The 23951-nt window shown below is 47.2% G+C and carries 27 protein-coding genes; 22 read left to right on the plus strand and 5 right to left on the minus strand.

What is annotated here, in order from left to right; all coding sequences use genetic code 11:
- Window positions 1-45: 45 nt before the first annotated feature.
- From pdhA to ADS79_RS13695, 5 genes are all read left to right on the plus strand, one after another.
- Complete coding sequence (gene pdhA / locus ADS79_RS13675) at window positions 46-1131, plus strand: pyruvate dehydrogenase (acetyl-transferring) E1 component subunit alpha (protein WP_049739093.1); 1086 nt, start codon at window positions 46-48, stop codon at window positions 1129-1131.
- Window positions 1132-1134: 3 nt separating this feature from the next.
- The gene (locus ADS79_RS13680; protein ID WP_049738934.1) at window positions 1135-2115 is read left to right on the plus strand and encodes an alpha-ketoacid dehydrogenase subunit beta; all 981 of its coding nucleotides are present in this window, start codon (window positions 1135-1137) and stop codon (window positions 2113-2115) included.
- 108 nt (window positions 2116-2223) lie between these two features.
- A complete protein-coding gene (locus tag ADS79_RS13685) occupies window positions 2224-3630 on the plus strand; it encodes a dihydrolipoamide acetyltransferase family protein (protein ID WP_049738935.1) in 1407 nt (468 codons plus the stop codon).
- A gap of 6 nt (window positions 3631-3636) precedes the next feature.
- The gene (gene lpdA / locus ADS79_RS13690; protein ID WP_049738936.1) at window positions 3637-5046 is read left to right on the plus strand and encodes a dihydrolipoyl dehydrogenase; all 1410 of its coding nucleotides are present in this window, start codon (window positions 3637-3639) and stop codon (window positions 5044-5046) included.
- Between the two features lie 136 nt (window positions 5047-5182).
- Complete coding sequence (locus ADS79_RS13695) at window positions 5183-5344, plus strand: aspartyl-phosphate phosphatase Spo0E family protein (RefSeq protein WP_049738937.1); 162 nt, start codon at window positions 5183-5185, stop codon at window positions 5342-5344.
- A 67-nt stretch (window positions 5345-5411) separates the two neighbouring features.
- Here the strand turns inward: ADS79_RS13695 and ADS79_RS13700 are convergent, their stop codons facing one another.
- Entirely contained in the window at window positions 5412-6134 is a 723-nt protein-coding gene (locus tag ADS79_RS13700; RefSeq protein WP_049738938.1) for a hypothetical protein, read from the minus strand.
- 138 nt (window positions 6135-6272) lie between these two features.
- Complete coding sequence (locus ADS79_RS13705) at window positions 6273-6422, minus strand: hypothetical protein (RefSeq protein WP_049738939.1); 150 nt, start codon at window positions 6420-6422, stop codon at window positions 6273-6275.
- A 212-nt stretch (window positions 6423-6634) separates the two neighbouring features.
- Between ADS79_RS13705 and ADS79_RS13710 the strand changes: the two genes are divergently transcribed.
- Both ADS79_RS13710 and ADS79_RS13715 read left to right on the plus strand, forming a co-directional pair.
- Entirely contained in the window at window positions 6635-7492 is an 858-nt protein-coding gene (locus ADS79_RS13710; RefSeq protein WP_049738940.1) for a HEPN domain-containing protein, read from the plus strand.
- A 33-nt stretch (window positions 7493-7525) separates the two neighbouring features.
- On the plus strand, window positions 7526-9097 hold the full coding sequence (locus ADS79_RS13715; RefSeq protein WP_049738941.1) for an ABC-F family ATP-binding cassette domain-containing protein: 1572 nt from the start codon (window positions 7526-7528) through the stop codon (window positions 9095-9097).
- Between the two features lie 48 nt (window positions 9098-9145).
- On the opposite strand, the gene ADS79_RS13720 is transcribed toward ADS79_RS13715, so the two are convergent.
- Window positions 9146-9679 carry a DUF6886 family protein gene (locus ADS79_RS13720; protein ID WP_236699974.1) on the minus strand — a complete coding sequence of 178 codons (534 nt, stop codon included), beginning with the start codon at window positions 9677-9679 and terminating at the stop codon, window positions 9146-9148.
- Window positions 9680-9700: 21 nt separating this feature from the next.
- Window positions 9701-10756 (minus strand): phosphodiester glycosidase family protein, encoded by a 1056-nt coding sequence (locus ADS79_RS13725; protein ID WP_049738942.1) that lies wholly within the window; start codon window positions 10754-10756, stop codon window positions 9701-9703.
- A gap of 134 nt (window positions 10757-10890) precedes the next feature.
- Here ADS79_RS13725 and ADS79_RS35675 point away from each other — a divergent pair, with 134 nt between their 5' ends.
- The 3 genes from ADS79_RS35675 to ADS79_RS35680 all read left to right on the plus strand — a co-directional run bounded on the left by ADS79_RS35675 (window position 10891) and on the right by ADS79_RS35680 (window position 12643).
- Complete coding sequence (locus tag ADS79_RS35675) at window positions 10891-11034, plus strand: hypothetical protein (protein ID WP_162839533.1); 144 nt, start codon at window positions 10891-10893, stop codon at window positions 11032-11034.
- Between the two features lie 134 nt (window positions 11035-11168).
- On the plus strand, window positions 11169-12449 hold the full coding sequence (locus ADS79_RS13730) for a DEAD/DEAH box helicase (protein ID WP_049738943.1): 1281 nt from the start codon (window positions 11169-11171) through the stop codon (window positions 12447-12449).
- Window positions 12450-12487: 38 nt separating this feature from the next.
- Entirely contained in the window at window positions 12488-12643 is a 156-nt protein-coding gene (locus ADS79_RS35680; protein ID WP_162839534.1) for a hypothetical protein, read from the plus strand.
- A 44-nt stretch (window positions 12644-12687) separates the two neighbouring features.
- On the opposite strand, the gene ADS79_RS13735 is transcribed toward ADS79_RS35680, so the two are convergent.
- Window positions 12688-13545 (minus strand): serine/threonine protein kinase, encoded by an 858-nt coding sequence (locus ADS79_RS13735; RefSeq protein WP_049738944.1) that lies wholly within the window; start codon window positions 13543-13545, stop codon window positions 12688-12690.
- A gap of 110 nt (window positions 13546-13655) precedes the next feature.
- On the opposite strand from ADS79_RS13735, the gene ADS79_RS13740 reads away from it, so the two are divergent.
- The 12 genes from ADS79_RS13740 (at window position 13656) to ADS79_RS36540 (ending at window position 23950) form a co-directional block, all read left to right on the plus strand.
- A complete protein-coding gene (locus tag ADS79_RS13740; protein WP_049738945.1) occupies window positions 13656-14774 on the plus strand; it encodes a DUF3900 domain-containing protein in 1119 nt (372 codons plus the stop codon).
- A gap of 20 nt (window positions 14775-14794) precedes the next feature.
- Window positions 14795-15430: a DUF1444 family protein gene (locus tag ADS79_RS13745; RefSeq protein ID WP_049738946.1), complete on the plus strand. Its 636-nt coding sequence runs from the start codon at window positions 14795-14797 to the stop codon at window positions 15428-15430.
- A 138-nt stretch (window positions 15431-15568) separates the two neighbouring features.
- Complete coding sequence (locus tag ADS79_RS13750; protein ID WP_049738947.1) at window positions 15569-16468, plus strand: hypothetical protein; 900 nt, start codon at window positions 15569-15571, stop codon at window positions 16466-16468.
- A gap of 200 nt (window positions 16469-16668) precedes the next feature.
- A complete protein-coding gene (locus ADS79_RS13755; RefSeq protein WP_084765843.1) occupies window positions 16669-17271 on the plus strand; it encodes a GNAT family N-acetyltransferase in 603 nt (200 codons plus the stop codon).
- A 178-nt stretch (window positions 17272-17449) separates the two neighbouring features.
- The gene (locus ADS79_RS13760; RefSeq protein WP_049738948.1) at window positions 17450-18280 is read left to right on the plus strand and encodes a transporter substrate-binding domain-containing protein; all 831 of its coding nucleotides are present in this window, start codon (window positions 17450-17452) and stop codon (window positions 18278-18280) included.
- Between the two features lie 29 nt (window positions 18281-18309).
- A complete protein-coding gene (locus ADS79_RS13765; protein WP_049738949.1) occupies window positions 18310-19098 on the plus strand; it encodes an amino acid ABC transporter permease in 789 nt (262 codons plus the stop codon).
- Complete coding sequence (locus ADS79_RS13770; protein ID WP_049738950.1) at window positions 19095-19805, plus strand: amino acid ABC transporter permease; 711 nt, start codon at window positions 19095-19097, stop codon at window positions 19803-19805. Before ADS79_RS13765 ends, ADS79_RS13770 begins: the two co-directional genes overlap by 4 nt.
- Window positions 19802-20554 (plus strand): amino acid ABC transporter ATP-binding protein, encoded by a 753-nt coding sequence (locus ADS79_RS13775; RefSeq protein WP_049738951.1) that lies wholly within the window; start codon window positions 19802-19804, stop codon window positions 20552-20554. Before ADS79_RS13770 ends, ADS79_RS13775 begins: the two co-directional genes overlap by 4 nt.
- A gap of 31 nt (window positions 20555-20585) precedes the next feature.
- Window positions 20586-21632, plus strand: a complete 1047-nt coding sequence (locus ADS79_RS13780) for an LLM class flavin-dependent oxidoreductase (protein WP_049738952.1) — start codon at window positions 20586-20588, stop codon at window positions 21630-21632.
- A complete protein-coding gene (locus ADS79_RS13785; RefSeq protein WP_049738953.1) occupies window positions 21608-22822 on the plus strand; it encodes an amidohydrolase in 1215 nt (404 codons plus the stop codon). The genes ADS79_RS13780 and ADS79_RS13785 overlap by 25 nt, the downstream gene beginning before the upstream one ends.
- Complete coding sequence (gene solA / locus ADS79_RS13790; RefSeq protein WP_307725646.1) at window positions 22819-23601, plus strand: N-methyl-L-tryptophan oxidase; 783 nt, start codon at window positions 22819-22821, stop codon at window positions 23599-23601. The genes ADS79_RS13785 and solA overlap by 4 nt, the downstream gene beginning before the upstream one ends.
- On the plus strand, window positions 23558-23950 hold the full coding sequence (locus ADS79_RS36540) for an FAD-dependent oxidoreductase (RefSeq protein WP_307725645.1): 393 nt from the start codon (window positions 23558-23560) through the stop codon (window positions 23948-23950). The genes solA and ADS79_RS36540 overlap by 44 nt, the downstream gene beginning before the upstream one ends.
- Window position 23951: the final 1 nt, after the last annotated feature.

Consider the following 23951-nt stretch of genomic DNA (forward strand, 5'->3'; position numbering starts at 1 on the left):
GGGATGGGTATGGAAGCCCCTTATTCCAGTGACGAGGTGAATGTGATGAGCGTAACCACTGCTGTTGAACAAACAGAGAACAACACCCCGCTGCAAATTCTTGCACCGGATGGAACGGTTGTTCGTCCTGACTTGATGCCTAAGCTCTCCGATGATGAATTGCGTGATTTGATGCGTAAAATGGTATTTACCCGTGTTTGGGACCAACGCGCGATCAGCTTGAACCGCCAAGGCCGTTTGGGCTTCTATGCGCCAGTTGCTGGTCAAGAAGCAAGCATGATCGGTTCTGAAGCAGCATTGTCCAAAGAAGATTTCATCCTGCCAAGCTACCGCGATATTCCACAAATGGTATGGCATGGATTCCCAATGCATAAAGCATTTTTGTACTCCCGTGGTCACATTGAGGGTGGAAAAATCCCTGAAGGTGTGAACGTTTTGATGCCACAAATCATCATCGCGGCTCAATGTACACAAGCAACTGGTGTTGCAATGGGTTACAAACTGCGTGGTGAAAAGCGCGTTGCGATCAACTACTTTGGTGACGGTGCGACCTCCCAAGGTGATTTCTACGAGGGTATGAACTTCGCAGGAGTTTACAAGCTCCCGGTTATCTTCTTCTCTCAAAACAACGGTTATGCGATTTCCTTGCCTTTCGAAAAGCAAACTGCTTCCGAAAACATCGCGATCAAAGCAACAGCAGCAGGTATTGCTAGCGAGCGCATTGATGGTATGGATATTATGGCTGTTTACTACGCTGTTCAAAAAGCGAAAGATCGTGGTGTGAACGGTGAAGGCGCAACCCTGATCGAAGCACTGACTTACCGTTATGGTCCGCACACAATGGCTGGTGACGATCCAACCCGTTACCGTACTGGTGAAGAGCAAAGCGAGTGGGAGCTGCGCGATCCATTGATCCGCTTCCGCAAGTACCTCGAATCCAAAGGGCTCTGGAACGAAAAAGACGAAGAAGCAGTTATTGAAGAAGCAAAAGCAGCTGTAGCAGATGCGATCAAAAAAGCGGATGAAACGCCGAAAATGAAAGTATCCGAGCTGATTGATGTAATGTTTGAGACACTGCCGCCTGCACTCGAAGAGCAAAAGGCAGAATTCCTGGCGAAGGAGTCGAAATAAGCCATGGCACAAATGACAATGGTTCAAGCCATTACGGATGCAATGCGCGTTGAACTCAAACGCGATGAAACCGTACTTGTCTTCGGTGAAGACGTAGGAAATAACGGCGGTGTATTCCGTGCAACAGAAGGTCTGCAAGCTGAGTTCGGTGAGCAACGTGTATTTGACACACCACTCGCTGAGTCTGGAATCGGCGGTTTGGCTGTCGGTCTGTCCATTAATGGATTCCGTCCAGTCGCAGAAATTCAGTTCTTTGGTTTCGTTTTCGAAACCTTTGACGCAGTAGCTTCTCAATCGTCTCGTATGCGCTACCGTTCTGGCGGTCGTTTTTCGAGCCCGATCACATTCCGCTCCCCATTCGGTGGAGGTGTGAAAACGCCTGAGCTGCATGCTGACTCCTTGGAAGGCTTGATGATGCAAACGCCAGGTCTGAAAGTGGTTATTCCTTCCAACCCGTACGATGCAAAAGGACTTCTGATCGCTGCGATCCGCGATAACGATCCAGTTGTTTTCCTGGAGCACATGAAGCTGTACCGCTCTTTCCGTCAAGAGGTTCCAGAAGGCGAGTACACGATTGAGCTGGGTAAAGCAAACGTAGTGAAAGAGGGTACGGATGCTACCATCATCACCTATGGTGCCATGGTGCATACCAGCTTGAAAGCTGCAGAAGAAATCGAGAAGGCACGTGGAGCAAAGGTAGAAGTAATCGACCTGCGCACCATTAGCCCACTCGATATCGACACGATCGTTGCTTCTGTGAAGAAAACAAACCGCGCAATCGTAGTACAAGAAGCGCAAAAAACATCTGGTGTCGCTGCAGAAATCATTGCTCAAATCAACGAACGCGCGATTCTCCACCTGGAAGCTCCAGTACTGCGTATTACAGCACCGGATACCGTATATCCTTTTGCTCAAGCAGAAGATGTATGGCTGCCCGACGTGAAACGCGTAGTAGATGGCTTGACTAGGGTGCTCGATTTCTAATCAGAATTGGACATAATGGCGGAAAAGTTGAGAGCTTTCCGCCTTCTTTTGGAAATTAGGAAGAATCAGGTTGAAAATACGGCGAAGTGTGTATAAGGAGGAGATACTGTGAGTCGTTTTACATTCAGACTCCCGGAGCTCGGTGAGGGTATCCATGAAGGCGAAATCGTCAAATGGCACGTAGCGCCAGGGGATTCCGTAGAAGAAGACCAAGTCATTATGGAAGTACAAAATGACAAAGCGGTAGTAGAGGTTCCATCGCCAGTAAAAGGGAAAGTACTTGAACTGAAAGTTACCGAAGGAACGGTTTCCGTAGTAGGCGATCCTTTGATCGACTTTGATGTGGAAGGCGAAATTCCTAACCTGCCAGATCATGGACATGGCGATTCCCACGCAGCAGAAGCGGCTTCTGCACCTGCAGCAGCTGACAATATGGAACCAGGCTGCGATATTGGTTCACAAGTGAGTGCAAACGCTAACCAAACATTGGAGACTCCAATGGCACAAGCGACTGCAACAGCTGTAGCGGCTCCAATTGATCGCAAGCATGTATTGGCTACGCCTTCTGTTCGTAAATACGCACGTGAAAAAGGAGTCCAATTGGCATCTGTACCAGGTACAGGAAAATTGGGTCGCATCACACGTGATGACGTGGATCGTTTTGTATCTGGTGGCGCAGTAGCCGTATCGGCTCCTGCAGCAGCAGGAGTACCAGCAGAAGCAGCGGCTCCAGTAGTAGCTGAAGCATCTGCAGCAACTGGTGTAGCACAAGCGGCAGCAGCTCCAACCGTTCACTACACGACACAAACGGGCGAACTGGAAGAGCGCGTACCGTTGAAAGGCATGCGTAAAGCGATCGCGAAAGCAATGGTCAAATCCGCTTATACAGCTCCACACGTTACCATCTTTGACGAAGTGGATGTTACAGCTCTGGTTGCCATGCGTAAAGACGCAAAACCTCTTGCTGAAGAACGCGGTGTGAAGCTGACTTACTTGCCAATGATAGTGAAAGCAGTTGTGGCAGGTCTGAAGAAGTTCCCTGAGCTGAACGCTTCCATCGATGATGAGAAACAAGAAATCATCTATAAAAAGTACTACAACATCGGTATCGCAACATCCACAGAGGATGGATTGCTTGTACCAGTCGTAAAAGCGGCTGACAGCAAGTCGATTTTCCAAATCGCTGGCGAAATCGGTGAACTGGCGAAAAAAGCGCGTGACCGCAAAGCAGGAGCAGACGAGCTGAAAGGCTCTACCTTCAGCATCACAAACATCGGTTCTGCTGGCGGTATGTTCTTCACTCCAATCATTAACTATCCAGAGGTAGCGATTTTGGGTGTTGGTCGTATCAGCGAGAAACCAGTTGTGAAAAATGGAGAAATCGTGGTTGGCCAAATGCTGCATCTCTCTTTGAGCTTTGACCACCGTTTGGTTGATGGCGAACCAGCACAGCGTTTCGTCAACTACGTGAAGCAGCTTCTGGAAAACCCAACGCTGCTCGTCATGGAGGGGTAATCAGCTATGGTAGTAGGTGAATTTACTACAGAAGTAGATGTTCTTGTAATCGGTGCGGGTCCTGGTGGCTATGTGGCGGCTATTCGTGCGGCCCAGATGGGAAAAACCGTTGCTGTTGTAGAAAAAGCGGATATCGGCGGCGTATGCTTGAACGTAGGCTGCATCCCGTCCAAAGCGATGATCCACGCTGCTCACACGTATGAGCACACGCAGCATACAGAGTCCATGGGTATCACAATGGAAAATGTAAAAGTGGATTTTGCCAAAGTACAAGAGTGGAAAAGCAGTATCGTAAAGCAATTGACCGGTGGCGTGGGCTCTCTGTTCAAAGGGCACAAAATCCAGGTCATCCCTGGTGAAGCACTGTTCGTTAGCGAAAACGAAGTACGTGTTTTCCACGGCTACGACGTTAACCGTTACCGCTTTGAACATTGCATCATCGCGACAGGCTCCCGTCCAATTGAATTGCCTGCATTCCCGTTTGGCAAGCGCGTGCTGTCCTCGACAGAAGCTCTGTCTCTGACTGAGCTGCCAAAAAGCCTCGTTGTAATCGGCGGCGGTTATATTGGTATCGAGCTGGGTACAGTTTTCGCCAAGTTTGGAACCAAGGTAACCATTTTGGAAGGCTCCGATCAAATCCTGCCAGGCTTTGAGCCTGACATGCCTCGTCTGGTTGAGCGCAAGCTGAAAAAGCTCGGCGTAACTATCAATACGAAGGCACTTGCTCAAGGAATGGAAGAAACCGAAAATGGCGTAATCGTAAAAGCTGAAGTAAAGGGAGAGCAGCAGCAAATCGAGGCAGAATATGTACTCGTAACTGTTGGTCGCCGTCCAAATACGGATGAGCTCGGCGTGCGCGATATCGGCATGAACCTGACTGATCGTGGTCTGATTGTGGTCGATAAGCAAGGCCGTACGAACATCCCGAACGTGTATGCGATTGGTGATATCGTGGCGGGTCCAGCACTAGCTCACAAAGCTTCCTACGAAGGTAAGGTAGCAGCGGAAGCAATTGCTGGTCACCCTGCAGAAGTTGACTACAAAGCAATTCCAGCAGTTGTCTTCTGCGATCCGGAAATTGCAAGTGTAGGTATCAACGAAAAAGAAGCAAAAGAAAAGGGCATTGACTATGTAGTAGGCCGTTTCCCATTTGCTGCAAATGGCCGCGCATTGTCCGTCAATGCTGGCGAAGGCTATGTAAAGCTGATCGCTGAAAAAGAATCCAATCTCGTATTGGGCGCACAAATCGTTGGTCCAGAAGCTTCCAATATCATCGCAGAAATTGGTTTGGCTATCGAAATGGGTGCAACACTCGAAGACATCGAGCTGACCATCCACGCTCATCCTACATTGGGTGAAGTAACGATGGAAGCAGCTGAGCTTGCGTTGGGTCGTCCGATTCACGTTATGAAGTAATGGCTTCTCGTTGCATGGGGAAAAACCTTGTACCTGTTTGGGTGCAAGGTTTTTTTCTTCCACATCTTACCCTTTCCACCTGTTCTTATATAATGTAAAATAGTGGGAGACAACAGTTGGGTGGGGGCCTGGCAGCATGGAGAATACGAGTAAGATGATTGATGACTTGCGCCAAAAGCTAGAGCGAGCAGCTAAAGATGCTGGTTACAATTTTCTTGACCCAGAAATTGTTCGAATCAGTCAACAGTTAGATAAGTTAATCGTTGCACATATGATGCTTGAAAAACGCCCTTCATAGGGCGTTTTATATTGGAGCTTGCTATGAGCGAGGAGAGAGATGTTCTAGGCGCTGCTACCTCGCTGGTTTATAAAAAGCTGTATAACAGATGGGCTCCTGCACCACCTTTGCTTAGTAGTGGTTCAGCCGCATAGAAATGACTTGGATAGAGGACTAGCTGCTGGACCTCATAGTCAGGCCCTTCATATGGACAGAGCAGCCGATTTTCTTCAGAGTCATACGTGATTCCAAATGAGATTTTGTTCAAATAGTCAAGACACGCAGGAAGATCGTTTAGCACGTGATGAATTTGTTCGGCTTCACGCACAAAGGAGGGGGCAATCGCCTCCCAATTTGCTTCAAAAAACAGCTGCCAATAGGAAGAAACAAACAGGCTGAAACGGCCCTTCACATAATCCGCGTCCTCTTCTATATCAAAAGCCACGCTTGGAATGTCATGATGCTGGTTCCATTTCTTTAATAAAGGCTGCAATCTGCGGACAAAATCGTCCGAGGGAAGCGTAACGAAATATTCGTACTGATCGTCTACAGACATAACTCCTCTTGTAATGACGGGATCAAAGGAATCAGGAATTCCGTAGCGGAAGAGCGGGAGAAAGTATTCCCAATCATTGCTCAGCCTTGCCTCTTTAAACTGGGCAAGGAGGTCTTGTGACCAATTGTTGAAACGCGCAGGAGGTGACAGCTGCGCGAGCGTATGTAGACTTGCCGCCAGTTCAAATAAAGGGGAGACACTGTAGCTAATCGTATGGGAGAGAGGACTATTACTAGTCAGTGGAATGCTGATCATCTTCACTTAACCTCCATCAAGGATACTAAATTTATCATAGTTCATCCTTGTGGGACAATTCAATCATTTTCGTTGTAAAAAAAAGGAAATAACAAACCCGACCCTTGGTTGAGCCGGGTAATCCATTGCTTCCTTCCACTAGCCTTCTCTTGTTTCTATGGAGCGAGAATGATTTTTTTGCTTTACTTTTTTGGAGCCAGGCTGAGGCTCGCCAGTTTGTTCAAGGGGTTGTGCCTCATTATTATAAGTTTGATGAGGATTTTCGTCCAAAATTTGATCTCTTTCCATCAGAATCAGCTCCTTCCCTTGTAGTTTGTTGCAAACGGATGATGACGAACCATAGGAAATGCTGGTATTCTATAAGGAAGCATGTCCACGATTAGAAGGAATTGACGTGTTGTCAAAAGACCAGAATGGCACGATACTGTTTATATAACATAATAGTTATTATGTAAACCAAACAAGCTCTCGTGAAGGATCCATCTGAAAGGAGCGATACTATGCCACTGTTGATTGCACCTGTGTTCAATTCTACTACACCTCATCCCGTTCAGATTGAACTTCCAAACTCTTATCATTTGGTTTCCGGTGTGAAAAAGCCTTATGAGATTGCTTCCAAATTTTTGCGACACGAAATGGATGAAAACAAGCGATTGTTTGATCAACGTGTAGATCCGACAAGCTTGTTTCTCGTAGCAGATCATGCAGAAATGAAAGTGACCGATGATCGAGTCTGGATTGAGGAAATTGAGAACAAGCTTAATATATCAACCATTCAAGGTACCTGTTCCATACCTTATGTCATCACTGCGAGTGGCAATCAGTTTGGAATCACGTATCTAAAGCGCTCCCTGGATGGCACCAAATATATGTTTGATGATTCTGCAAAAAATGTGTTTTTTTCTCTGATTGGACGTAAGCTTCCGGGTCTGGCGTTTCGACGCTATTCTCTTTCGTTGGAAAAGAAAAGCTACGAGGACCAACTGCTTGATTTATGGATCGCAATGGAATCACTGTTTGTTCCTGATGGAACAAAAGGAGAAATCACATACAAATTGCGGGTACGCATGGCTTATTATTTTGGCGAATCCTTTGAGCAAAGAGAAAAGATTGCACAGTTTATTAAAAAATCGTACAATCATCGCTCGGAGATTGTGCATAGTGGTAAAGTATTTGGAGATTCACTTGAAAATGAAGTGAATGTACTCAGGCTTATGGCCCGTGCAACTATTTTGAACGCGGCGATGGAAGGGATTAGCCTCCAGGATATGCGCGTACGATTGGACCAGTTAATAATGACTGGAGAGAACTACAGTGATCATTTTTCTCCATCATTCTTTGAAAGAATCATTTTGTAAGCCTCATAGAGGAAACAGATCAGGAGGAAGAACATGAGTGTTTTGATCGTGGAAAATTTGTCCCATGGATTTGGGGACCGTATTTTGTTTAAGGATGTATCATTCCGCCTGCAACCGGGAGATCGAGTTGGTCTTGTCGGAGCAAATGGTACAGGAAAATCCACCATGATGGGGATTTTGACAGGACAAAATATGGCTGATCACGGAAAAGTAGAGTGGATGCCAAAAATCCAGTACGGATATCTCGATCAGCATACAAAGCTGCAAGCAGGAAAGACCATTCGTGACGTGCTCAAGGACGCTTTTCTGCCGCTTTTGGAACAAGAACAGGAGCTTATGGTCATCGGAGAAAAAATGGCTGAGGCGTCGCCTGAGGAGCTTGAAGAGCTTCTGGAGCGTATGGGAGAGATTCAGGATAAGCTGGAGACAAGTGGATTTTACTTGATTGATGCCAAGGTAGATGAAATCGCAAATGCACTTGGACTGAGTGCGATCGGTTTGGAGCGCGATGTTGCTTCTCTTTCTGGTGGGCAGCGGACAAAGGTTTTGCTTGCCAAGCTCCTTTTGGAGCAGCCAACCGTTCTTTTGCTGGATGAGCCGACAAACTACCTGGACGAAGAGCATATTGTTTGGTTGAAAAATTATCTCAAGGATTATCCGTACTCCTTTATGTTGATTTCACATGATACGACCTTCATGAACGAGGTCGTAAACGTGATCTATCACCTGGAATTCACAAAGCTGAACCGTTATACAGGGAACTATGAGTCATTCCTTGCACAGTCCGAGACGAAGCGTAGTCAGCATTTTGATGCATTTGAAAAGCAGCAGGAAGAGATCGCCCGTATGGAAGACTTTATTGCCCGAAATAAGGCACGCGCATCGACAACAGGACGTGCCAAGAGCCGCCAAAAGCAGCTGGAGAAAATCGAGCGGATCGATAAGCCGGAAACAGCAGCAAAACCGACCTTTATCTTTAAAGAGTCTCGGGCAAGCAGCCGTTTTGTCGTAGAAGCGGATGACCTGGAGATCGGATATTCTCATGCCCTTCTGCCGAAACTAAGCGTAAAGCTGGAGCGCGGCGAAAAGGTAGCGATTGTTGGAATGAACGGGGTAGGAAAATCGACGTTGCTCAAAACCTTGCTCGGAGTTATTCCACCACTTGGAGGAAAGCTGGATCGCGGAGATTTCCTACATCCTGCTTACTTTGAGCAGGAAGTAAAAGCGAAACCACTCACAGCGTTAGATGAGGTTTGGAACGAATTCCCCGCAATGAACAATCATGAGGTTCGCGGAGCACTGGCACGCTGTGGTTTAAAGAATGAGCATATCAACCGCAACATGAATGCACTTTCCGGGGGAGAACAAGCAAAAGTTCGCCTTTGCAAATTGCTGCAAAGAGAAAGTAACTGGCTAGTTTTTGACGAGCCGACGAATCACTTGGATGTGGTAGCCAAGGAAGAGCTGAAACGCGCTTTGAAGGAATTCAAAGGCACTGTCCTCTTGGTATGCCACGAACCAGAATTCTACGAAGACTGGGTAACGCAGACATGGGACGTAGAACAATGGAGTCTGGAGCAAGCAAGAACGCCAATTAAATTGTAAAAAACGAACAGGCAGCCCACGTGATAGTGGAACTGCCTGTTTTTTTCTTCAACGAACGTCTTCTACCTGCGCGTTTCGCATACGAATCATGGAGAAATGCAAGCTGCTTGTGAGCAGGGCATCACGAAGCGGAAGCAGTGAGGGAGTCATCCGTAGTTCAACATCCTCCTGACTAAGCTTCGCCAGCAAATCACCCATAGGCATTACATCAATGGGCTCTACAGCTTCATGCGAGAGGTAATAGCCAGCAGGCTTGTCCAAGCAGTAGAACGTGTCCGACGAAAAAGTATACTGATACAGCCTCGTATCCAGCAGGCGAGGGTACCATCTATTCTCAATTGCGATGACCATACTAGCACTGCTCAAGCCTAGAAAGCGCTGAATATCTTCCTCAGTTGAATCGGGTTTTTGGTAAAAAGCGATACGTGGACAATCCCTAGGCAAGTAATACATGGGTGCTTGCATATGAGCAATGGCCCAAACAGCAGGGGCAAGCCCAGGATGGGACGGATGTTCGCGTGGTACAAACCTTGTAATCGTTGGATCTTCACTGTAGTGAAAGAGGTCTTCTATGGTAAACACATCCCATCTATTATTGAAATATTAAATGACGGCCCAGGCGTTTGGCAGGTAACGACCGCGATAGTACGGACAAGAGGTTTTAGTTATGGCTTCTCCATTGTGCAGCATCATCGAGCTGGACCCACCATCCATCGCCATGGCGGTAACGACACCTCGTTCTTCCAAGAGCTCAGCTAAATCGTTCATGCTGGCTCCAATGGAGTGACCTGGCTGGCGACCATCGATGACAACAAACACAATCGTACCATCTGCTTTCTGTCCAATCGCTGTTCGGGGTTGGATTCCCCAGCTTTTGGCAGGTTTATCTACAAACAGATTCTTACCGTTAACAATTAATTGAGGGCGAAAGCTCATGGCATCTCGGACTCCCATTTTTACCAGCTGTTCAGCGGTGTAGCTGCCTGTAATCAGCTTGCCTTCATAGGTAATTCCCAAAGCCGTTTCTCCACTTTTTGGATTGTAGCCCTGAAGAATTTTGCCGTCATGTATGACAACACCGTACGCCTGGGCTCCTTTTCCATAGCCGTCTGGATCAGCAAAACCACTAGCGTTGACAATTCCGATCGCGTTTGATTTCTTTACGAACTCATCGAGAAGATCTCCGCGGTCTTTTCGATTGGTGAGCAGTAGTTGGACTCGTTTGGGATCACTGATGTACATAATTTTCCCTTTAAAGTAGTAGCTGCCCTTGGAGACATCAATGTCTTCCAATTCGACCAGCTCTTTTGGTTTTTCTGGCAAAGTGACGGTGACGGGCTGTTTTTCAGGCTCATCTGTCACATTCTGTGTTTCTGAGTTGATGACTTCTGGATTACGGATTTGTTCCTTGAGTGCGTTTAATTTTTCCTCGGGTAAAAACATGTATGGCGCCCAGTAGTCGTGCTGGGTGGTTAACAAGGTACCCGCCCCCCACTCTCGCAAGTCTTCTCCTGTTTTTGTACCGAAAAAGAAAATGATTCCCACAAGTGCAATGGTTGTAAAGGTTAGAGCAGAACCGAGCATGAAACGTTTGATCCACCGCATAGGACGCTTTCTTTTTGAGCGTTTTTGAGCTTGAGTGCGTGACAAGGTTTGCATGAAAAATTTCACATCCATCTAAGAAATAGGTCATTGGTTATGTTCCTATATGAAAGGACGAAGAACGGGGTAAAAAGTTTCAGGAAAATAATAAATCAGACCCACGGTAAAAATAGTTACAGGAGGTGAGCAGAATGCGCGAATATGATGCTGCGTTTCAAAAAGAGGTAGAGGAGTACATGGAAAGTCCTAAAGGCACACGTAATCAGACCACAAGCCGTGATCGACAAGACCAGGGTGAGAAACAGGAGACCCGTATGGACTCCAATAACGGGTAAAAAAAGTGGCGAAGTCCGAAGGGATTTCGCCTTTTTCATTCTAGGATCGAGGATACGGAGAGCTTTGTCTATTTTCTGTATAAAAAATGTGGTAAGCTTACCAGATGCACGATTTTCAAGCCAGGAGGGTTCTTGTGAGCACCACGTTTGAGGAATTACACATTAGCGCATCTCTTCTCGATATTTTGCGTGAACGAAAAATGAACAACCCGACACCTGTTCAAGCGGATGCCATTCCCTTGATTTTGGAAGGGCGGGACGCACTGATTGAATCTCCGACAGGAACAGGGAAGACATTTGCCTATTTGCTGCCGATACTTACTAAAATCAATATGGAAAAGAAAGATGTACAGGCCATTGTACTTGCGCCTACTCATGAATTGGTTGTTCAAATCGCCAGAGAAGCGGAAGGCTTGCTGCCTGGTTACGATACCGCTGTTGTTCCCCTTATTGGTGGAGCAGATGTGAAGCGCCAGGTGGAAAGACTGAAAAAGAAGCCTGTGCTTGTTGTTGCGACTCCAGGGAGACTGCTTGAATTGATCGAGCAGCGAAAATTAAAGGTACATGAGGTCAAAACCGTTGTCGTAGATGAAGCAGACCGGATGCTGGATGCCGGTTTTGGCAAGCCTGTACAAGAGGTTATGAAAAAAACGCTGCGCGATACTCAGCGCTTGCTATTCTCTGCGACGATTCCGGGAGATGTCATTAAAGCAGCAGATGTTTTCACGAAGGAAGCTGCGGTCGTACGCTCTGCGGCACCAGAAGGAGCAGCCGGTGTCGCCCATATGTATTTAGTATCCGACCCTCGCAAGAAAGTAGATACGCTTCGTCGCTTGCTCCGACTCGTGAATGTACGTTCCTCCATCGTTTTTGTCAATCAGATCGAAAAGGTGGACGAGATCGTTTCCAAGCTCAATTATCATCATTTGCCATGCAGATTCTTGCATCGTGACGCAACCAAGGAGGAGCGAGCAAGAACTCTGCAACAATTCAGAGATGGAGTATTTCCCGTGTTGATTACGACTGATGTTTCTGCGCGCGGGATTGATATTCCAGGGGTGGAATGTATCGTACACTTCGATCCAGCCTCTGATGGGGATACCTATGTACATCGAAGCGGACGTACGGGGAGAATGGGCAGAGCGGGTCTCGTTTTCTCCATCATTAGTGCACAAGAGCGGTTTATTATTCAAAAGTTTTCCAAACAAACAGGCGTTCCGATTACAGAAAAATTCATGACACATGGTGCACTGGAAGATCCGAAGCCTGTGAGAAATCCCGGAAAGCCAGCGCCAAAAGCGGCTTCTGAAAAGCCGAATGGGAAAGCGAGTGGTCCGAAGGCTGCTGCATCAAAAGCGAAGTCTTCCTCCCAACCAAAACGCGTACATAAGAAAGGCGGCTTTGGAACAAAGTAGGACAAGAGGTACACAACTTTTGTCTGCAGGAGGTTTCCATGCGCAAAGATCGCTTGTACGAAGAGGATTTACTGGTGAATGGCACGGTCGGTGGTGAAGTATTAACCAAGCATGAGCGGCAGGTGCTTCGCAGGGAAGCAGGAGAGCTGCAGGAAAAGATTGAAGAGGCGAAGCAAGAACCAATTGCTGAGTAAGTGTCATCGACATCGAAAAAGAGCAGTGCTAACGTAATGACGACTCATTGCGCATGCTCTGCTCTTTCTTCTTGCTTCAATTGGTCGAACCGAACTAAATACGAATCGAGATCAATAAGCCATTCCTGCACATCATCATACCGTGGATCCAGTTGCAGTAAGCGTCGTATCATTTGGTGGAGAGCGGGCGTCAGGGAAAGCTCCTCCTCCCAGCTGCGCTCAGGCTCATGTTCATTTGCGGTATAACCAGAATAGAGCATGAATAAAAAGAAATGGCCCAATGCGTATAAATCACTCGAGGGAGCGACTTCACGCTTTAATTGTTTTTCAGAGGAATAAACGCTCAGATCATCAGCTGAGTACGTCGGATTATCTCCTACAAAACGTGCGAGTCCAAAATCAATGAGGAATGGTGTGTTATTTTGCCAGATTACATTGGGAATGCGTACATCACGGTGAATGAGCCCCTGATTGTGGAGGTAAGCAACCAATTCACCGATTTGTCGCATTAATCGAGCGCTGATTTGCTCATCGACTACAATCTGGTGGTCAAAAAGCAGCTCCTCCAAGGTAGGCCCTTCCAAGTAGCTCATGACCAAAAAAGAATCTTTGCGATAGCGGAATGAAGACAGCCATTTGGGAATTTGAGGATGGGAAAGGGAAGAAAGCACCTTCTGTTCATAAGCCTGCATCACTTCGCCCTTTGGGGTGCCGCGCAGACTTGGTTTTACTTGCTTTAGCACAACGTGATTTTCCGTTTGTGTGTGGATAGCGAGGTAGGCGATCCCGTAACTCCCAATTCCAAGAACATTCAAAATCCGATAGTCGCCTATTTTCGTATTAGGACGATAGGGCCTATCGCGAATCGTATCGTTCCACCACGTTATGAATTGATCCCACATTTTCGCTTCCCTCCTCGTTTCATCTTACCATGAAACGCAAAAATGACTGACCGTTTTATTTGAATTTGCTATAATCAGTTCGTTACATGTAGACGGGAGCGGAAGTGAAGATGAATTTTACCATTGACTGGCTATCCTTTTACTTGATCGAACAGCCTGAGGAAGAGGATGGGATCAAAAAAGTACGAATGGCTCGAAATTTAAGCCATGATGAATATCAGAGAAGTGAACTGCGGGATTTTCTTGACGGGGAATTCGCTCGTATCGCCAAGCGCAAGGTCGAGATGAATCCGAAAACAGAAGGTACGCCGACAAAGCTGGGGCAATTTGTTCTGGAGCCGGGTCACCCGTTGGATTCCAATCCGAACTACGCCCTGTTGAACCGTCTTTTGACGGCTGAAACTGCTGGAGAGAGCAAAGAGCCTTGCCAGGAGCTCATCCAATCGTATCTTCGTACATCACAGGTGCGTGGAGGCGTCATGATTGTGGTGCGGACAAGGCTGGAGCTTTTGGATGAACGGTATGTGTTTATATTAAAATGTGATTTCGAACAAAAGACTGCTGTCATTACGGACGAAAAAAGTCTGATCTCCAATGTGCAAATGGCAATCAATGCAAAAAACATGAAATCGCTCATGTATCCGTATATGATCGAGTCGGGAATGAATGATCCGTATCATGTAAAAATCCATCAATTTTCACATGCGAAGTATTTCGAAGAGTTTTTACGCTTTATTGAATATCCGCAAACCGTGACACAGATTGTCTCGGATGAAGTCATATCGTTGGCCAGACAGCATATTGAATACAACTATCCAGAGGAAACAGAGGAAAGACTGAGAGAAGAAGAAGCCATTGAGATAATGGCGGCGAGTCCCAAGCGTGAACTGGCAGAAAAGTGGGAGCATGAAACGGTCATGGAAGCGATGCATATTATTACGGACCGTCAGCCGGAGGTAGAGCTCAAGTTCAAGCTTGATCACATGCAAATTCGGACCATGCTCGCCGATTATGGGACAAGTCTTCACATTGCCAAAGTAAACGGACGTTATTTAGTCCTTTTGGAAGGGGAGCAGCTTCAGTTTGAACGAGGGGTGTCTCCTGTCGAGTTTGTTAAGCCAAAGGCACTGGCTGATATTGTAAAAGAGATCGAGGCACGCAGTCATACGACACAACCCGTGATGGCTCCCTCTCATACAGAAGATGAGGACCGGCCGCCTTGGGAGTAAGGTAGGAGGGATTTCCATAAATGAGTGAAAAGGAAGCAAATCAGGCAAACAAACCAGATCGGCAAGCATTATCCCTCAGTGGACAGGAACAAAAGGTTTTTCCAGTCTTGCGCCATGCCTCCTTGTTGAAAAAATATCCGGATCGTTGGGTGACGAAGGCTCATACGGCTGATACGGTGCTTTTGTACGCTTTGGATTTGGGCGAGGGCTATACGTTAATCGAACAGAGCCTACTAACAACTGCGGCATGGACAGAAGACAAGCTGCATCAGCATGCCATGGAAAACCTGCAAAATCTCCCGTTCTCAGTTAAGACACAAGAGGTAGCAGGTAACTCCATTCACTTTATTAGTCCGCAAGATGGCTACGCAGCAAGCCGTATTTTGCTCGACTCCGTCATTCGCACGTTTGATGAGCAAAAACAGGGGGATGCCCTTGGTGTTGCGATCCCTCATCAGGATGTATTGGTGATTGCCGATATGGTCGGAGACGCAGGGGCAAATCTATTGGCTCGCCTCACCTATGATTTCGCTTCCAAAGGGCAGGTTCCAATCTCTGTACTGCCTTTTTATTGGGAGGATGGCGAGCTCACTCCATTTATCGTAGTGTCTCATGGATCAGAGACGGCGGTACAAAGAAAACCGCCAACTGCATAATTGTCCGTTCGCAAAAAAATCCATGCTCGTAAAGACTGCTGAATTCTCTTTTGGCAGTCTTTTTTGCTAGGCTCCATTTTATGGTATGCTTGTTCTTGGTAAAGGCGATCCAGTATTGATTGCAGGAGATGGGACAAAATGAAGAACTTTATGATTGGACAGTACGGGAAGTTTGATGTTCAAAAGTACGAGCGTGACTATCAACCGCCTTTTTACGGGATTGAGGCATGCCTCTTCGCTGAAGAGTCAGATATTTTGAAATTGAAAAACGAATCGGAGCAGAATGACTTTCAGATCGGAATTCACTTCCCGCTTCGCACAGGAGGTTCGAAGCTGAGGGATGCCCTGTTTTTAGCTCAGGATCATCTTGTTAGACAACAAGCATTCGACTACATCCAGCGGGAATTGGATTATTTGCGATCCATCAAGCCGGCGTACATCTTATTTCATTATCCGAAGCCTGTCATTATTGACGATCGGGTAGATTGGGAAAAATGGCGTTTTTGCGATGCATCTGAGCATGTATTCGAGAGCCAGTATTCGTTTGGGGAATTTACCGAAAAAAGCGAGAGGCTGTTTGTATGGCTATCGGAAAAGGCCGAGGAATTTGATTTTATCCCGGTACTGGAATTTGATGCACTGAATTCGTACGTATACGACACGAACTACCTGGAGGGCCTATTCAAGAAATATCAACGCATCAAGCTTTGTTTGGATACGGGACGATTATTTTTCCAAGAACAGCTCGATCCCTTTTTTCAAGCGGAAAAGGTGATAAAGAAATTCGCAGCATATGCCTATAGCGTCCATTTATGGAACATGAAGTATACCGATCGGGTCGAATATAATCACTATCCGGTATTGCCTGAGTGCAGAGTCGAAGATGGCTGGGCACCCATTGAAGCGTACGTGAGATGGATTGTTCAAGAAAATCCGCGAGTCAAGATCATGTTTGAGCACCGCTCTGAACTGGTGAGTGACGAGCAATTGCAGCGGTGCTATGAATGGGTAAATCAAATCGTAAAGACAGCCCAATGACCCGGTAATCCCGTGGTTTTTGGGCTTTTTTGTGCTAGCTATACGAAGATCAATAGAAATTCTCTATTGATGGATAGAAATGATTTGTGCTCGTCTTTGTTGACGGAGACGTTAGCGGATGATACAGTAAGGAACAATTCCTAGTTAATCTATATGAATTATTTGTTTTTGCTAACTAACACAGATGGAGGTGACTGCACATGGCACAAACACAGGCTCTGCGTATTCGGGATGCCGTTGATTCTGACCGCGAAGCGATACAAGCGGTTGTCTTAGGAGCTTATGAGCAATATGCCGAAATTCTTCCTAAGGAGAGGTGGGAAGCGTACCGGGAGGCGATTCGTACCTCGGTTTATGGAGATGGGCCAGTCGCCCGTATCGTGGCAGAATGGGATCAAGAAATAGTCGGGAGTGTGCTCTTATTCATAACTTCAGAAAAAGCATACGATCGTCCTGAACTGGAAATTAAGGGCCCGATCATCCGTCTGTTGTCCGTTTCCCCATATGCAAGGGGGAAGGGAATCGCCACTGCCCTGATCAAAGAATGCGTGCGGCGTGCACAAAAGATGCGTGCTGAATTCCTTCATCTGCACACCTCCGATATGATGGCAGCCGCAGTAAGGCTTTACGAGCATCTCGGCTTCGAAAGGGCAGAGGACAAGGACATGATGAACGGCCATACACTGGTCAAAAGCTTCCGAATCAACCTGCATTCAACGAGTCTGCTGGAATCTGCAAATGAACCGTACTTTGAACCGAAGAATAAAAATGCATCTGATCTCCATAATCGTTTCACTCTATAGCAGTCGACCGGAAGACCGGAGACGTTCAAGTTTCTTAATCGAAGGCAAGGATTGATTGAGGCAAATTGAAGGTCTTTTTTTAATCTCTAGATGACTGTGTAAACAGCAAGGATGACTGCACATTGAAAACTTATTAAATCGATGTGAATAGTTTGATAAAAATAGGGGGTCAAAGATTATGAAAAACCGATACAAATTTTCTACACTCCTGATGGCTCTTGTCATCTTTGCGGTAGGGTGCGGATCAACTGAGAGCACGAACCAGGCAAGTGTAGCGAAGCCGACAGACGGTGGATCTGCGAATGTAAAGAAAATCATCGTGGGAACGGGGACCAAGTTTCCGAATGTTTGCTTTATTGATGAGAATGGGAAATTGACCGGTTATGACGTAGAGCTGGTCAGAGAATTGGATCAGCGACTCCCAGGCTATGAGTTTGAATTCCAAACGATGGAGTTTGCAAACTTACTTTTGAGTCTGGAGACGAAGAAGATTGATTTTATCGCACATGAGATGGAGAAAAATCCGGAGCGTGAGCAAAAGTATTTGTTTAACAAAGAGCCGTATGTCGTTTGGAAGACGAAGCTCATAGTTACCAAAGTCAACAATACGATTCAGTCACTCGACGATTTAAAAGGAAAGAAAGCCTATACCACCGCTACCTCAGCAGCAGCACAAATCCTGGAAAATTACAACAAAGCAAATAACAATGCAATCAACATCGTCTACTCTAATGGCAGCGCCAACGATGCAGTGAACCAATTGACTGCCGGTCGTGCTGACGCTACGCTTGGCTCCGATTTTTCGCGACCACTTATTGATCCACAAGGAAAATTGAAGACTGTGGGTGAACCGCTGGTATCTTCCAATGTATTGTTTATGTTTCGAAAAGACGAACCAGAGGCACAAGCTTTGGCAGATCAAATTGATGAGGCGATTAAACAGCTGAAGGCAGACGGAACCCTTACCAAGCTGAGCAACCAGTGGCTTGGCGGTGATTATACGAAATAAAGGCGTTAGCGAAAGGTGAGATCAATAAAATGGGCAAGGAATTCGAGATCACCTATGTATTTACGTTATTTCAAAAGCTTTTATCTGCGCTGGGTACAACTATGTTTATCGTCGTGGCTTCGATCCTCTTGGGGATCGTCGTCGGTTTTTTCATTGCACTGCCCAGACTGTACCAAATCCCGGTGCTGCGCCATTTTTCGCAAGTGTTTGTGTCTTTTTTTCGAGGAACCCCTGTCCTCATCCAGCTCTTTCTCATTTACTACGGACTTCCAGAAGTATTAAAGCTGTTTTCTCTGGATGTATCGAAAGCACCCGTATTACTGTTTGTCATCTTCACCTACGCGCTTCATAGCGGGGCATTTATCTCGGAAGCGATTCGGTCAGCAGTTACGGCCGTAGATCGTGGTCAAGTCGAGGCAGCTTACGCGATTGGCATGAACGGCTACCAGGCTTTTACACGGATAGTATTACCACAAGCATTGGCGATTTCGATTCCGGTTTTGGCAAATATCGTCATCGCCAATCTCAAAGATACTTCTCTCGCATTTTCTTTAGGTGTTATTGAATTGACAGGAAAAGCTCAAACCTTGGTAACAGCGACCCAGCATTTTATCGAAACCTATATCGCGCTTGCCGGCATCTATTTGCTGATTAGTGTCGGGCTGGAAAAAGTGTTCAACAAAATGGAGCGCAGACTGCTCTCCCATGAAAAACGTGTGACCCCAGAAAGTATGGAGAGAGGAAGCAGTAAATTAATCACGTCCTACAAAGGATTTGTTACGCGTCTGAAGCTAGGAAAAGGAGGGAGTGGGGTATGAAGCTGGATGGATCTTTTTTACTGGAAGTGTTTCCTTTACTACTGTCAGCGCTCCCTACGACACTCCTGATCACCGCTGTTTCCGTTAGTGTGGGATTTGCGATCGGTATCGTGGTTGCTTCGATTCGCATATATCGCGTGCCCATTTTGTATCCGATGGCTGTCTCTTATGTGACGTTTATTCGCGGAACACCGATGCTAACGCATTTGTTCTTAATCTATTTTGGTCTCCCGCTATTGCTTGACGGCTTCGCTGCCTATGTTGACTCCAGTTTTCGCGCAGCTGCCATTCCGCTCATCTGGTTTGCATTCATTTCATTCTCGATTACGGCAGGAGCGTACATGTCAGAGGTCATTCGCTCAGGACTTTTAGCAGTCAATCGGGGGCAGACAGAAGCAGCCTATACCATTGGGATGACAACCTGGCAGGCATTGAGACGGATTATTTTTCCGCAAGCCTTTGCGACAAGTCTGCCGAACCTATCTAACTCCGTAATCGGGATGCTGCACGGCTCGACGCTTGCTTTTACCGTGTCTGTCGTTGATATCAATGCAAAAGCACAGATTGTCGCCTCCACCAATTGGAAGTTTTTCGAAGCGTATATGGCAGCAGCCATCATTTTCTGGGGCATGACGATTGCCATAGAACGAGCGACAGCACTCATAGAGAAACGGATCAACCTGTACAACAGAGGTGGAGTCGCATGATTAAACTAACCGGTATCACAAAAAGCTTTGGGCGCAATCAGGTCTTAAAAGGAATCGACTTGCAAGTGAACAAAGGCGAGGTCGTAGTCATTCTTGGACCGAGTGGCTCTGGCAAGACGACGCTTTTGCGCTGCATCAACTACTTGGAGAAACCAGGTGAAGGCCAGATTGTGATTGGCGACAGCATCGTAGATTGCAATCGTGCGAGTAAGCAAGACATTTTACAATTGCGGCGGAAAAGCGCGATGGTTTTTCAGCAATACAATCTGTTCAAGCATAAAACCGCTCTGGAAAACGTGATGGAAGGACTTGTAATTGTCCAAAAACGTCCCAAAGATGAGTCAAGGGAACGGAGTGTACGCGTGCTGGAGAAGGTAGGGCTTGGAAGCAAGCTCGATGCGTACCCGAGTGAATTGTCCGGTGGTCAACAGCAGCGGGTGGGAATTGCCAGGGCATTGGCGTTAGAGCCAGAGGTGATTTTGTTTGATGAACCGACCTCCGCATTGGATCCTGAGCTGGTTGGCGAGGTTTTGGAGGTCATTCGCAAAATTGCTAGGGAAGGAATTACGATGATTGTCGTGACGCATGAAATGAGCTTTGCCCGTGACGTATCCAATCATGTCGTTTTTATGGATGGCGGAGTTATCGTCGAAGAAGGGACCCCGCAAGAAATCTTCGGCTCCCCAAAGGAAGAGCGAACCAAGCAGTTTTTGAAGCGAATTACCCCCGAGTGGAGCTATACGATTTAATTAATCTACAACGATCAGGAGTGTGATCAAGATGGGAATCAGACTGAGCATTTTAGATCAAACCCCCATTTTCGCAGGAGAATCGCCGACAGAGGCATTCCACCATACGATCGAGCTGGCACAATTGGCTGAGCGACTCGGCTATCACCGTTTTTGGGTGTCTGAGCACCACGATTCGGATCGGGTAGCGGGCAGTTCACCAGAAGTATTGATTTCCTACCTGCTTGCAAATACGAACAAGATTCGGATCGGGTCAGGCGGGGTCATGCTCCAGCACTACAGTCCGTATAAGGTAGCAGAAAACTTTAATGTACTAGCGGCACTCGCTCCAGGCCGTATCGATCTTGGGATCGGTCGTGCACCAGGCGGCTTGCCACGATCTACACGTGCGTTGCAGCAAGGAATTGTAGAGCCAGCTACCTTGGCTGAAAAGCTTTTGGAGCTGGAGCAATACCTGCACAATCGGCTAGATGACGCGCATCCGCACGCGGGAATTATTGCAGCACCTGTAGTGGATATCCCTGCGGAGCTTTATGTTCTGGGAACGAGTGTTGCAAGTGCAGAAATTGCAGCAGAGTCCGGCTTGCCTTATGTGTTCGCCCTGTTTATTAATAGCGACGAGCAGATAGCGCTTGATGCGTTCGAAGCATATAAACGAAATTTTCAATCGAAAAACGGACGGGTGCCACAACCAATTCTCGCCTTGTCAGTGATCGTTGCTGATTCAACGGACGAGGCAGAGGAGCTGGCGGGTGGTTATGAGCTGGTGAAAATCAAGCTAGCCAGCGGGAAAACATTGACAGTGGGAACAAAAGAGCTGGCGGAAGAATTCGGCCGTCAATCGAATGCAGCCTATACGATTGAAACTCAGCAAGCCCAAATAACGCGTGGTACGAAAGAATTCGTGAGAACCAAATTGCTAGAGCTCCAACAAAAGTTTGCGGTCGACGAATTGATTGTCGTATCGACAAATGTGCAAAACTTCGAACAGCGTAAGCGATCCTACGTATTTTTGAAGGATGCTTTTTCAGAGCAGGAAGGGAGTGAGCTTGAATGGGAGCAAACAGTCACGGGGTGATCGGTCAAAGCGCAGATATCAAACAGCGGCTGATAGACATTCGCCGATACTTGCATCAATATCCAGAGCTATCAAATGAGGAATACCAAACAACTGCTTTCATTCGTGAGCAGCTAGAGCAAGCAGGAATTCGAATTGCTACGGATTTTCCCTTGCAAACCGGATTAATTGCCGAGATCGGCGAACCCAAAGACGCCACGAGTCCAATCATTGCGCTGCGAGCTGACATCGATGCTTTGCCGATCCAGGAACAGACCGGACTGTCATATGCCTCTACCATTCCAGGCAAAATGCATGCTTGCGGTCATGACTTTCATACCGCCGCCATACTTGGAGCCGCCTTTTTGCTAAAAGAGCGGGAGCAGGAGCTAACAGGAACGGTGCGATTGGTTTTCCAGCCTGCCGAGGAAAAGGCCATTGGCGCAGCACAGGTGCTTCAAACCGGTGCTCTAGATAGAGTTCGCGCCATTTATGGATTTCATAACAAGCCAGAGCTACCCGTTGGCACAATCGGGATCAAGGCTGGGGCACTCATGGCTGCAGCAGATGGCTTCGTCATTGAGCTGGAAGGGATCGCTTCCCATGCTGCTGTACCCGAGGCAAGCATCGATCCGATTGTAGCCGCATCGCATCTGGTAACAGCACTGCAATCCATCGTCAGCCGCAACATTAGTTCTTTGGAGAGTGCAGTGATTAGTGTGACGAAAATTCAAAGTGGGACCTCTTGGAATGTCATACCCGAAAAAGCTGTACTGGATGGAACGTTGCGGACCTTTGATGAAGGGATTCGGAGCAAGGTTATCGGTCGCTTTACAGAGATCGTGAATGGTGTTGCCGCTGCTTTCGGAACAAAAGCAACATTGAGCTGGATACAAGGACCACCACCAGTCAATAACGATGCTAATCTGGCCAGAGCAGCTGGAAAGACCGCCGAAAATCTAGGACTCGTGGTTGTTGAACCACAACCGTCACCCGCAGGAGAGGATTTCGCTTTTTATCAGAAACAAATCCCTGGTTTCTTCGCCTTCATCGGAACGGCAGGCGCAAGAGAGTGGCATCATCCCGGTTTTGATATCGACGAACGTGCGTTGCCGATCAGCGCATCTTTTTTCGCCGAGTTGGCCGTTTCTGAGCTGGAGCGGTTTGCAGTGGAAAAAGAGGAAAGACAGGGGCTGATGAATCGTACATGAGCCAAATCTATGACGTCATTGTAGTAGGGGCTGGTTCCATAGGAATCAGTGCGGGATATCAACTAGCCAAGAGGGGACTGCGCATCCTGTTGATTGATTTATTTGATCCCCCTCATCAGCAGGGTAATCATCATGGGGATACGCGCTTGATACGCCATGCATACAGCGGTGGTTCCGCGTATATAAAGCTCGCTCTGCAAGCAGACCAGTTATGGCAGGAACTGGAGGAGTTGACCCAGACACAGCTGCTTGTACGATCAGGTGTAATGAATGTGACAGATACGAAACGGATCTCGTTTGCCGAGCGAATCGCGGATGCTACACGACTTGGAGTAAAGGTTGAGCATCTCCAGGCGGAAGAAATCAGCAGACGCTGGCCAGGATTCCGACTGCCGGAAACCTCTGAGGGCATGTACGAGCCAGAGGCTGGGTTCCTGTTTAGTGAAAGATGCATCGCAGCGTACCGTTCACTGGCTCTTGCTGAAGGGGCAGAATTATTGGTTCATACGCCAGTTGAGAGGATTTTAGTGGAGGAGGATGGAGTTCGTGTACAAACCCATTACGGCTTTCATTATGCTAGTCAATTGATTATCAGTGTGGGAGCCTGGCTTCAAACACTTGAACGGTTTCTAGCTTTGCCTGTGCGCTTCGTTCGTAAAACGGTAGGCTGGTTTCAAACAGCACCACATTCGTTTCATCAGGATGTTTTCCTGGGCTTTACACTTGAAACGGAGTATGGAGGTCCCGGATATTCATGGCTCCGGACTGAAAATTGGTAGACATGATGGCGGAAAAATATGGAGACCAGGAGAGAAGCTCGAACCATTTGGTGCGTTTGCTGACGACGAAGCTGATCTTCGCCGTGCACTTGAGAGTTATATGCCGCGTGCAGCCGGGGGGCTATTACGAGGTGGAGTCTGCAAATACGAGCTGACTCCTGACGAAGATTTCATCATCGACCGGCATCCGAATCATCCGAATGTTCTGGTCGCAGCTGGTTTTTCAGGACACGGCTTTAAGTTTTCCAGTGCAGTTGGTGTGATACTGGCCGACTTGATTGAAAAGAGAAGGCCGGATGCGGACCTGGACGAGTTTTCGATTTCACGGTTTGATGGCATCCGAATATAGA

It is taken from the genome of Brevibacillus reuszeri (assembly GCF_001187725.1).
Classification (GTDB): Bacteria; Bacillota; Bacilli; order Brevibacillales; family Brevibacillaceae; genus Brevibacillus; species Brevibacillus reuszeri.

What these genes read in the sequence shown, in the direction of transcription:
- ADS79_RS13715 (WP_049738941.1), top strand. Translation starts at nt 7,526, where the DNA reads ATGAGTGTTTTGATCGTGGAAAATTTGTCCCATGGATTTGGGGACCGT.
- ADS79_RS13710 (WP_049738940.1), top strand. Translation starts at nt 6,635, where the DNA reads ATGCCACTGTTGATTGCACCTGTGTTCAATTCTACTACACCTCATCCC.
- ADS79_RS36540 (WP_307725645.1), top strand. Translation starts at nt 23,558, where the DNA reads ATGGAGGTCCCGGATATTCATGGCTCCGGACTGAAAATTGGTAGACAT.
- ADS79_RS13695 (WP_049738937.1), top strand. Translation starts at nt 5,183, where the DNA reads ATGGAGAATACGAGTAAGATGATTGATGACTTGCGCCAAAAGCTAGAG.
- solA (WP_307725646.1), top strand. Translation starts at nt 22,819, where the DNA reads ATGAGCCAAATCTATGACGTCATTGTAGTAGGGGCTGGTTCCATAGGA.
- ADS79_RS13760 (WP_049738948.1), top strand. Translation starts at nt 17,450, where the DNA reads ATGAAAAACCGATACAAATTTTCTACACTCCTGATGGCTCTTGTCATC.
- pdhA (WP_049739093.1), top strand. Translation starts at nt 46, where the DNA reads ATGAGCGTAACCACTGCTGTTGAACAAACAGAGAACAACACCCCGCTG.
- ADS79_RS13735 (WP_049738944.1), bottom strand. Translation starts at nt 13,545, where the DNA reads ATGTGGGATCAATTCATAACGTGGTGGAACGATACGATTCGCGATAGG.
- ADS79_RS13785 (WP_049738953.1), top strand. Translation starts at nt 21,608, where the DNA reads ATGGGAGCAAACAGTCACGGGGTGATCGGTCAAAGCGCAGATATCAAA.
- lpdA (WP_049738936.1), top strand. Translation starts at nt 3,637, where the DNA reads ATGGTAGTAGGTGAATTTACTACAGAAGTAGATGTTCTTGTAATCGGT.
- ADS79_RS13780 (WP_049738952.1), top strand. Translation starts at nt 20,586, where the DNA reads ATGGGAATCAGACTGAGCATTTTAGATCAAACCCCCATTTTCGCAGGA.
- ADS79_RS35675 (WP_162839533.1), top strand. Translation starts at nt 10,891, where the DNA reads ATGCGCGAATATGATGCTGCGTTTCAAAAAGAGGTAGAGGAGTACATG.
- ADS79_RS13745 (WP_049738946.1), top strand. Translation starts at nt 14,795, where the DNA reads ATGAGTGAAAAGGAAGCAAATCAGGCAAACAAACCAGATCGGCAAGCA.
- ADS79_RS35680 (WP_162839534.1), top strand. Translation starts at nt 12,488, where the DNA reads ATGCGCAAAGATCGCTTGTACGAAGAGGATTTACTGGTGAATGGCACG.
- ADS79_RS13725 (WP_049738942.1), bottom strand. Translation starts at nt 10,756, where the DNA reads ATGCAAACCTTGTCACGCACTCAAGCTCAAAAACGCTCAAAAAGAAAG.
- ADS79_RS13705 (WP_049738939.1), bottom strand. Translation starts at nt 6,422, where the DNA reads ATGGAAAGAGATCAAATTTTGGACGAAAATCCTCATCAAACTTATAAT.
- ADS79_RS13740 (WP_049738945.1), top strand. Translation starts at nt 13,656, where the DNA reads ATGAATTTTACCATTGACTGGCTATCCTTTTACTTGATCGAACAGCCT.
- ADS79_RS13680 (WP_049738934.1), top strand. Translation starts at nt 1,135, where the DNA reads ATGGCACAAATGACAATGGTTCAAGCCATTACGGATGCAATGCGCGTT.
- ADS79_RS13755 (WP_084765843.1), top strand. Translation starts at nt 16,669, where the DNA reads ATGGCACAAACACAGGCTCTGCGTATTCGGGATGCCGTTGATTCTGAC.
- ADS79_RS13700 (WP_049738938.1), bottom strand. Translation starts at nt 6,134, where the DNA reads ATGATCAGCATTCCACTGACTAGTAATAGTCCTCTCTCCCATACGATT.
- ADS79_RS13750 (WP_049738947.1), top strand. Translation starts at nt 15,569, where the DNA reads ATGAAGAACTTTATGATTGGACAGTACGGGAAGTTTGATGTTCAAAAG.
- ADS79_RS13770 (WP_049738950.1), top strand. Translation starts at nt 19,095, where the DNA reads ATGAAGCTGGATGGATCTTTTTTACTGGAAGTGTTTCCTTTACTACTG.
- ADS79_RS13775 (WP_049738951.1), top strand. Translation starts at nt 19,802, where the DNA reads ATGATTAAACTAACCGGTATCACAAAAAGCTTTGGGCGCAATCAGGTC.
- ADS79_RS13765 (WP_049738949.1), top strand. Translation starts at nt 18,310, where the DNA reads ATGGGCAAGGAATTCGAGATCACCTATGTATTTACGTTATTTCAAAAG.